Raw genomic sequence first — 9540 nt, forward strand, 5'->3', positions numbered from 1 at the left:
GCCGCCGTTGCCGCCCCGCAAAAAGCGCCCAGGGCTATTTAATTTGCCCTGGACGGAAAAAATAGCCCTGGGCGCTTTTTGTCGCGCGGCAACGACGCGCCGGGGGCGGACGGGCTGGGGTAAGCTGGCTTTTTCTGCAATCTTGCCAGGGGGCGGCGCCTATGAATTCTTCAGTTGCAGCGCTGCGCGGCTCGCCGCGGGATCTCGAGGAGCAGCGGATGCGGACTGTGCGCCGCTACGATATCCTGGACACCCCGCCCGACGGCGCCTTCGACCACGTGACGCGGCTGGCGGCGCGGCTACTGGATGCGCCAGTGGCCATCGTCAGCATCGTCGATAGCGACCGCATCTGGTTCAAGTCCCATTTCGGCCTGGACGTCGAGCAGATCCCGCGCGATCCCGGCCTGTGCGCCTCCGTCATCATGCAGGAGGGGCCCTACCTGGTGGACAACGCGCAACTCGATCCGCGCACGGCGGCCAACCCGCTGGTGGCGGGGGAGTTCGGCTTGCGCTTTTACCTCGGCGTGCCGCTGCGCACGCGCGACGGCCATGGCCTGGGCACGCTGTGCGTGCTCGATTTCCAGCCGCGCGCGGTCGACCGGGAACAGATCGCCCACTTGGAGGACCTGGCCCGCATCGTCATGGACCACCTGGAATTGCGCCTGACCGCGCGCCAGTCGATCGCCGCCCTGGAGGTGGCGGCCGAGCAAAAGGAGGCCGCGCTCCGCCAGGCGGAGCTGATGACCAAGGAAATCGACCACCGCGTGCTCAACAGCCTGAACCTGATCGTCTCGCTGCTGAGCGTGCAGAGCGCGCAGCTGCGCGGCACGCCGGCGGCCACCGAGATCGCCAAGGCGGCCGGCAAGATCATGGCGGTGGCGCAGGTGCACAAGCATATGCGGGTCGACGAGAGCGTGGTCACGGCCGATTGCGCCGAATACCTGCAGCGCCTGTGCCACGGCCTGGGCGAGATGCTGCAGACGGACTTGACGGCCAATATCCGCGTCGAGGCCGTGCCGCTCAGCCTGCCGAGCGACCAGATCGTGCGCATCGGCCTGATCGTCAATGAGCTGGTGACCAACGCCTTGAAGCACGGCGCCGCCAATGTGCTGGTCACGCTGACCCGTCCGGACGCGGCGGCGTGCAGCCTGGCGGTCACGGACGACGGCAGCGGCCTGCCGGCCGGTTTCGCGCCGGAGCGGATGGCGGGACTGGGGATGAAGGTGGTGACGACGCTGGTGCGCAACCTGCAGGGGACGCTGACCCATGGTCCGGCGCCCGGCGCGGCCGGCACCCGCTTCGAGGTCCGCTTCCCGATGCCGCCGGGCCGGGCGGACGGGCCGCTCCGGGAGTGCCCGGAGCGCGCGGCCGGTTAGACGGCGGCGCTGATGCAGTAGCGGTCGCGGCCGGTTTCCTTGGCGCGGTAGAGCAGGGCGTCGGCCGCCCGTATCAGCGCGCTGGGGTCGATGTCCTCGCTGGGCTGCACGCTGGCCACGCCCATGCTGACCGTCACCCGGTCCGACACCGACGACGCCGCGTGCGGCAGTCGCAGCGCCGCCACCTCCTCCAGGATGCGCTTGGCCACCACCTCGGCGCCGTCGCCGCCCACCTGCGGCAACAGGATGATGAATTCCTCGCCGCCGTAGCGCGCCAGCATGTCCGGCGGCCGTCCGGCGCAGCGCTTCATGGCCGCCGACACCTGTTGCAGGCAGAGGTCGCCGGCCTGGTGGCCGTAGGCGTCGTTGTAATTCTTGAAATGGTCGATGTCGATCATGATGACCGCCATCGGCGTTTCCGAGCGGGTGCAGCGGCGCCACTCGTTGTCCATGGCCTCGTTGAAGCTGCGGCGGTTGGCCACGCCGGTCAGCGCGTCGGTCAGGGTCAGCTCGCGCATGGCGTCGGCCTGGCGCTTGACGGTGAGCTGGGTGCGCACGCGCGCGCGCACCACGGCCACGTTGAAGGGCTTGCTGATGAAGTCGACCGCGCCCGCCTCCAGCGCGCGCGTCTCGTCCTCCGGGTGGGTCAGCGCGGTGACGAAGATCACCGGGATGTCGCGCACCGCCGCCGATCCGCGCAGCGCGGCGCACACCTCGTAGCCGTCCATGCCGGGCATGACGGCGTCCAGCAGGATCAGGTCGGGCATCTGGTTGTGGGCGATCTGCAACGCCTTCTCGCCGCTCAGCGCGAACAGCACGTCGTGCTCGTCGCGCAGGGCGTGGTGCAGGATCTGGATGTTCTCCATCGCGTCGTCGACGAGCAGGATGCGCCCGTTCATGGCCAGGTCGGTCCAGCTCATGCAAATTCCTTTCGCTTCAACATGTCTCGCACCTGTTTCTCGGCGGCGGCGAAGTCCAGCGTTTCGATGGCGTCGGCCAGGGCCAGCACGGCCTCGCGCTCGTCCGGCTCCAGCGCGGCGCGCAAGCCCTGGAAGTGCGTCAACGCTTTCATATTGTTAGTTTGAAGCAAGGATACCAGTTCTTCCAGCGCTTGCGGGAGATTGGCGTCCGGGGCGTCCTTGTCGGGGGCGGCGGTGGCGGCCGGCAGCGGCAGCGGCAGCGTGCGCGCCGCCTCCGTCACCACGGTGATCGACTGGTCCAGCGCGGTCAGCGTGAAGGCCAGGTCGGGCTCGTTGGCTTCGTGCAGGGCGATCTCGGCCTGCGCGCTGAGGCGGGCGATGTCGCCCGCGCCCAGGTTGGCCGCCACCCCGCGCAGCCGGTGCAGCAGCTGGGCGGCCTGCTGGCGCTTGTCGTTTGTCAGCAACGCGCGCACCTCGGACACGGTGTCGCCCTGCGAATTCTCGAAGCGCTTGAGCAGGCCGACAAAGGCCGGGTAGTTGCCGGCCAGCCGGGCCAGCGCGGCGTCCAGGTCGATGCCGGGCAGGCTGACCGGCCGGTCGTCGAGCTCGTCGGGCCAGCGGCCCGGCCCCTCGCAGGCCCCGTCGCCGCGCACCGTGATGAAGCGCGTCAGGGTGGCGATCATTTCCTCGACGTCGATCGGCTTGGGGATGTGGGCGTCGATGCCGGCGTCGGTGGCCAGGCGGCGGTCCTCGTCCAGCGCGTTGGCGGTCATGGCGATGATGGGCAGCGCCGTCAAGCCCATGGCGCGCAGGGCGGCGGTGGCCTCGTAGCCGTTCATCACCGGCATTTGCAGGTCCATCAGCACCACGTCGCAGCGCTGCGGGTCGGCCGTCAGCATATTGACCGCGACGCGGCCGTTGCCGGCGATCTCGACCCGGGCGCCGGCGTGCAGCAGGATGTACTGCGCCATCTCCTGGTTGATTTCGTTGTCCTCCACCAGCAGCAGACGCACGCCGGCCAGGCGCCCGGTCAGCGGCGTCGACGCGGGCAGGGCGGACGGCTGCGCGGTGCCGGTGCGCACCGCCGCGATGGCCGCGATCAGGCGCACCGGCGTGGCCGGCTTGGCCAGCACGGTGGCGATGTGCAGCGTATCGGCGATGGCCAGCATTTCCTCGGTCAGGTGGTCGGCCGCCATCATGATGGTGGGCGGCAGCGCCAGCCGGTCGTCGGTGTGGGCCCGGGTCAGCAGCGCGATGCCGTCCAGGTCGGGCAGGCGCGCGTCCAGCAGCAGCAGGTCGAGCTTGGGCGGGCCCACCGCCCGCGCCAGCTTGTGCAGCATGGCCAGCGCGGCGGCGCCGCTGTCGGCGGTCCACACGGTCCAGCCCAGCGACTGGCAGTGGCGCGACAGCAGCTCGCGCACGGTGGCGTTGTCGTCGACGATCAGCAGCGACAGCCCCTGCAGCGCCTGCGGCAGCGGCGCCGGCTCCGGGATGCCGGGCACGGCGCGCTCCAGTGTGACGGCGAAGCGGAAGATGGAACCGCGGCCCGGTTCGCTGTGCACGCTGATGGTGCCGCCCATCAGGTCGACCAGGCGGCGGCAGATCGCCAGTCCCAGGCCGGTGCCGCCGTACTTGCGGCTGGTGCTGTTGTCCTCCTGCGAGAAGGCCTCGAACATGCGCCGCTGCTTGTCCGCGCCGATGCCGATGCCGGTGTCGCGCACCGAGAATTCCAAGGTCACGTGGGTGGCGTTGCCGCCGGTCTGGCGCACGCCCAGCGCCACCTCTCCCTGGTGCGTGAACTTGACGGCGTTGCCGGCCAGGTTGAGCAGCACCTGCTGCAGCCGCATGGCATCGCCCACCAGCTCCATCGGCACGTCGGCGCCGACCGCGAAAATGGGCTCGACGCCCTTGTCCCAGGCGGCTTGGCTGATCAGCACGCCGACGCTGCTGAGGATGTGGTCGAGGTTGAAGCGGCCCGGGTCCAGCTTCAACTGGCCGGCCTCGATCTTGGAGAAGTCCAGCACGTCGTTGACCACCGTCAGCAGCGACTGGGTCGCCATCTGGATCTTGCCGACGTAGCTGCGCTCGCGCCGCTCCAGCGGCGCCTCCTCCAAGAGCCGCGCCAGGCCGAGGATGGCGTTCATCGGCGTGCGGATCTCGTGGCTCATGTTGGCCACGAACTCGCTCTTGGCCCGGCTGGCGGCCTCGGCGCGGTCGCGCGCGCGCACCAGCTCGTCGTTCAGGTCGTGCAGCCGCAGTTCGCTGCGCTTCAGCTCCGTCACGTCCGACACCATCACGAAGAAGCCGCGCGCCTTGCGGTGCTCGTCCAGGTCCGGGATGTAGTTGGCCCACATGTAGCGCGCGTCACCGCCCGGCCCCACGCGGTCCTGGTAGAAGCTCTGCGCCTTGCCCGCCATGACGCCGTCGACGTAGGGCAGGTTCTCGCGGTACAGCTCCTCGCCCAGCACCTCGCGCATGGTGGCGCCCATGATGTCGCCGATCGGCATGCGGATGAACTCGGAGAAGTACTTGTTGGCGAAGCGGCAGCGCAGCTCGGCGTCCCAGTACACCACGGTGCCGGGCACGTTGTCGGTCACGGTGCGGATGAAGGCGTTGTTGCGCGCCAGGCTGAGCGAGGTGGCGCGCATGGCCTCGTCGGCGCGCTTGCGCTCGGTGATGTCGATCGCCATGCCCAGCAGGTGGGTGGGGTTGCCGTGCTCGTCGCGCAGCGCCACCTTGCGCGTGTTCAGGTAGCGCTTCTCGCCGCCGGCGGTGGAGATGGGCTCCTCGGCGATCTCGATCACCCGGTCCGAGGCCAGCACGGCGCGGTCGGCGGCGGTGAAGGCGTCGGCCTGCTCGGCGGGGAAGAGGTCGTGGTCGTTCTTGCCCAGCAATTGGCTGCGCGGCAGTCCCAGGGTCAGCTCGCCCTGATGGTTCAGCATCTCGAAGCGCAGGTCGCCGGCGCGCTTGACGAACAGCATGGCCGGCATGTTCTCGACCACCGACTTGAACAGCTGCTTGGAGCGCTGCAGCTCGGCCTCGGTGCGCTTCTGGTCGGTGATGTCGAGCAGCAGGCCGGTGATGCCGATGATGGCGCCATCCTGCGCACGCACGGGGAAATAGCCGGTCAGCCAGTGGCGGATGTCGTCCGGCCTGCCGGGCGCGGTGCCGGTCAGCTCGATGCCGGAAATGGCCTCGCCGGTGGCCAGCACGCGGCGGTAGTCGCGCTCCACCTCCAGCCGCACCTGGTCGTCGCGGATCACGTCGCCGAAGGAGTGGCCGATGTGTTCGCTCACCGGCTTGGCGTTGATGGCGGCCAGGTATTCGTTGATCATGACGATGTTCAACTGCGGGTCGACGAAGCTCAGGCCGACCGGCGCGCTGGCGTAGACGTTCTCCAGCAGCGCCTTGGACGCCTCCAGCTCGGCGGTGCGCTCCGCCACCAGCAGTTCCAGCTCGTGGCGGTGGCGCTGCACCTCGATCTCGACCTGGCGCAGCGCCTGCGCCACCTCCTCGGCTTCGAGGAAGTTCGACGGCGCCGGGGCGATCGGCGTGCCGGCCGCAAGCGCCCGGGCCGGCTGGGTCAGCGCGCGCACCGAGCGGCCGATGTGGCCGCCCATCATCCAGGACATGCCGAAGCCGGCCAGCACCAGCAGCGTCACCGCGCCGGACACCAGCGGCACCGACGGCATCATGCCGTCCAGCGCGTTTTGCTCGGGGATGCCCACCAGCACGGTCAGGTTGCGTCCGGGCAGCCGGCTGAAGCCGGCGTAGACGGGAACCCCGTCGATGGTCACGGCGCGCAGCGTTCCCTCCTCGGCGTCGCGCAGTTGCCGCGACACGGCCTCGGGCATGTTGCGGCCGACGAATTTGTGCGCGTCCCTGCTGCGCGCGAGGAGCACGCCGTCGGCGTCCGCCAGCGAGGCCAGCACGTGTTCCGGCAGGCGCTGCTCGGCCAGCATCTCGCCCAGCTGCTCGCGGCGCAGCACGGCCGACAGCGCGTAGGCGACGCGCCCGTCGCGCATCACCGGCACGTCGATCGCCAGCCAGGGCTGGCGGTCCGGCGCGTCGCGGTCGGCGGGGATTTGCGACACCACGGGCTCGCCGTGTTCGAACAGGGGGCGCAGCCGGGCCGCGTTCAACAGGGGCGGGGGCGGCGCCGTCGGGGCGCCGGGGCCGGGGGTGAAGGCATGGTGGACGCCCCCGGCGTCGCTCAGCAGGAATTGCCCCGCCGGGAAATCCGGCCGCAACTGGCGACGCGCCTGTTCGGTGAAGGCGGCGAAATCGCCCGCCGCGAGGCTGGGGGAACTGGCCAGCGCCAGCGCCGCGCTCTGCGCCTCGCGCAGGTCGTGCTCGATGGCGGAGGCCAGGGCGCGCGCCGTTTCCAACGTGTCGCGCGACACCTGCAGGGTTTCCCGCTGGTAGAAATGCTGCACCATCACGCCCAGGCCGATGATCGACGGCAGCGCGCACACCAGCACCAGGAGTGCGATTTGCGAACGGATCGACGGCAGCTTGCCGGAGGGTTTAAACACAGCGGGCTCTCCCTGGTTTCAACGGTGGCCCTTCGATAATAGCCGAGTGCGGGCGTTCAACCAAGGATTTATGTGCTGGACAAGCGCGGCGGCGGAGGCGCCGCGCCGGTCCGGCGTCGCGCGTCAGCCGCGGGTGACGGGCAGGCCCAGGTCTTCCTTCAGGTCGATGTGCTTGGCCAGTTCCAGCTTGGCGATGGCGTTGCGGTGCACCTCGTCCGGGCCGTCGGCCAGGCGCAGGGTGCGGTTGCCGGCCCACTGGTAGGCCAGCGGGAAGTCGCCCGACACGCCGCCGGCGCCGTGCGCCTGGATGGCCCAGTCCAGCACCTGCTGGGTGACGTTCGGCGCCAGCACCTTGATCATCGCGATCTCGGCCTGCGCGCCCTTGTTGCCGACCTTGTCCATCATGTAGGCCGCCTTCAGGGTCAGCAGGCGGGCGGTGTCGATCTGGATGCGGGCCTCGGCGATGCGTTCGCGCCACACGCCCTGTTCCGAGATGCGCTTGCCGAACGCGGTGCGGCCGTTCAGGCGCTTGCACATCAGTTCCAGCGCGCGCTCGGCCACGCCGATGGCGCGCATGCAGTGGTGGATGCGGCCCGGTCCCAGGCGGCCCTGGGCGATCTCGAAGCCGCGGCCTTCGCCCAGCAGGATGTTGGAGGCCGGCACGCGCACGTTGTCGTACACGATTTCGCAATGGCCGTGCGGCGCGTCGTCGTAGCCGAACACGGGCAGCGGGCGCAGCACGGTGATGCCGGGGGTGTCGGCCGGCACCAGTATCATCGATTGCTGCTGGTGGCGGGCGGCGCCGAAGTCGGTCTTGCCCATGGTGATATAGATCTTGCAACGCGGGTCGCCGGCGCCGGAGATCCACCATTTGCGGCCGTTGATGACGTAGTCGTCGCCGTCGCGCTCGATTTTCATTTCGATGTTGGTGGCGTCCGACGAGGCCACGGCCGGTTCCGTCATCGCGAAGGCGGAGCGGATCTCGCCGCGCAGCAGCGGTTCCAGCCACAGGCGCTTGTGCTCCTCGCTGCCGTAGCGCTCCAGCGTCTCCATGTTGCCGGTGTCCGGCGCGGCGCAGTTGAACACCTCGGGCGCCCAGTGCACGCGCCCCATGATTTCGCACAGCGGCGCGTAGTCCAGGTTGGACAGGCCCTCCGGCGCGCGCGTCGATTTGGGCAGGAACAGGTTCCACAGGCCCTGTTCGCGCGCCAGCGGTTTCAGCTTCTCGATGATCTCGGTCGGCAGCCAGCGGTTGTTTTTCTCGCGGCCGTTGCGCTCGATCTCGTCGTGGAACACCTGCTCGTTCGGGTAGATGTGCTGGTCCATGAAAGCCAGCAGCTTGCCTTGCAGTTCCTTGCAGCGGTCCGAATACTCGAAGTCCATGCCTGTCTCCTCTGTGGTTGTTCTGTTTAAATCCGTTTGCCGGACGCGTAGGCCCAGGCCAGTTCGGCCATGGGGCGCGCCATCTTGCCGGACTCGAGCGCCTGCGCGCTGGCGGCGGTGCCGTCCACGTAGCGCTTCATGATGCCCTGCATGATGCTGGCCAGGCGGAACATGTTGAAGGCCAGGTAGAAGTTGAAATCCTCCAGGCGGATGGTCTTGCCGGTGCGCTCGGCGTACTTGGCGATGTAGTCCTGCTGCGACGGGATGCCCAGCGCCGCCAGGTCCAGGCCGCCGATGCCGCGGAACTGGCCGGGCTCGATGTTCCAGCCCATGGCGTGGTAGGAGAAGTCGGCGAAGGGATGGCCCAGCGTGGACAGTTCCCAATCCAGCACGGCCAGGATGCGCGGCTCGGTGGGGTGGAAGATCATATTGTCCAGGCGGTAGTCGCCGTGCACGATGGAGGTGTCGTCGCCGGCCGGGATGTTGTTGGGCAGCCACGCGATCAGGCGGTCCATGGCCTCGATGGTCTCGGTTTGCGAGGCCAGGTACTGCTTGGACCAGCGCTCGATCTGGCGCTGGAAGTAGTTGCCCGGCTTGCCGTAGTCGCCCAGGCCGATGGCGTTGTAGTCGATGGTGTGCAGCTGGGCGATGACGCGGTTTTGCTCGTCGTAGATGGCGGCGCGCTCGGCCGGCGTCATGCCGGGCAGGGCCTGGTCCCACAGCACGCGGCCGTCGACGAATTCCATCACGTAGAAGGCGCGGCCGATGACGGATTCGTCGGTGCACAGCGCGTATTGGCGGGCGGCGGGGAAGCCGGCCTTGTTCAGCGCGTCCATCACGCGGTATTCGCGGTCGATGGCGTGGGCGGAGGCCAGCAGCTTGGCGGCCGGCGCCGGCTTGGTGCGCAGCACGTAGTGGGTGTCGCCCTTGCTCAGCTTGAAGGTGGGGTTGGACTGGCCGCCCTTGAACTGGGCGACGGTCAGGTCACCCTCCGGATAGCCGTCCACGTGCTGGCGCAGATAAGCGTCCAGCGCCGCCACGTCGAACTGATGGCGTTCGGACACGGCCTTGGTGCCTATGAATTCTTCGAACATTGCGTCTCCTGCGGTGGGTTAGTGTTTTTATTCTATCCCAAAAAAGAACGCACGTACTATTTTATTTTTCAACGGCTCACGCCGATTTGGCGTCACACCCTGATGCGGTTGCCGGTAGTTCAGCGCACAGCGCCGCTCGGTGCTGCTTGTTGATTCGACGCAACTTGCCAGCGTGCAAAACCTCAATAATGGGCACTCGATACGATTTGCTGTACGGAATCCAAGGGGGCAG

General features: G+C 68.7%; 6 protein-coding genes. 1 reads left to right on the forward strand and 5 read right to left on the reverse strand.

Annotation, left to right across the window (positions count from 1 at the left end):
• Positions 1–161: 161 nt before the first annotated feature.
• Complete coding sequence (locus BM436_RS14265; protein ID WP_093556186.1) at positions 162–1376, forward strand: sensor histidine kinase; 1215 nt, start codon at positions 162–164, stop codon at positions 1374–1376.
• On the opposite strand, the gene BM436_RS14270 is transcribed toward BM436_RS14265, so the two are convergent.
• The 5 genes from BM436_RS14270 to BM436_RS37545 form a co-directional block, all read right to left on the reverse strand.
• Positions 1373–2296, reverse strand: coding sequence for a diguanylate cyclase domain-containing protein (locus BM436_RS14270; protein WP_093556187.1), 924 nt, complete (start codon positions 2294–2296; stop codon positions 1373–1375). The genes BM436_RS14265 and BM436_RS14270 overlap by 4 nt on opposite strands.
• On the reverse strand, positions 2293–6831 hold the full coding sequence (locus tag BM436_RS14275; RefSeq protein WP_229490276.1) for a PAS domain-containing protein: 4539 nt from the start codon (positions 6829–6831) through the stop codon (positions 2293–2295). Before BM436_RS14275 ends, BM436_RS14270 begins: the two co-directional genes overlap by 4 nt.
• Positions 6832–6954: 123 nt before the next feature.
• Entirely contained in the window at positions 6955–8214 is a 1260-nt protein-coding gene (locus BM436_RS14280) for an acyl-CoA dehydrogenase family protein (RefSeq protein ID WP_093556188.1), read from the reverse strand.
• 26 nt (positions 8215–8240) lie between these two features.
• Positions 8241–9308: a phosphotransferase gene (locus tag BM436_RS14285; protein WP_093556189.1), complete on the reverse strand. Its 1068-nt coding sequence runs from the start codon at positions 9306–9308 to the stop codon at positions 8241–8243.
• Between the two features lie 27 nt (positions 9309–9335).
• Positions 9336–9540 (reverse strand): hypothetical protein (locus BM436_RS37545; protein WP_218164855.1); only part of this gene is annotated, 205 nt, incomplete at its 5' end.

This window comes from Pseudoduganella namucuonensis (assembly GCF_900116645.1).
GTDB classification, from domain to species: Bacteria; Pseudomonadota; Gammaproteobacteria; order Burkholderiales; family Burkholderiaceae_D; genus Rugamonas; species Rugamonas namucuonensis.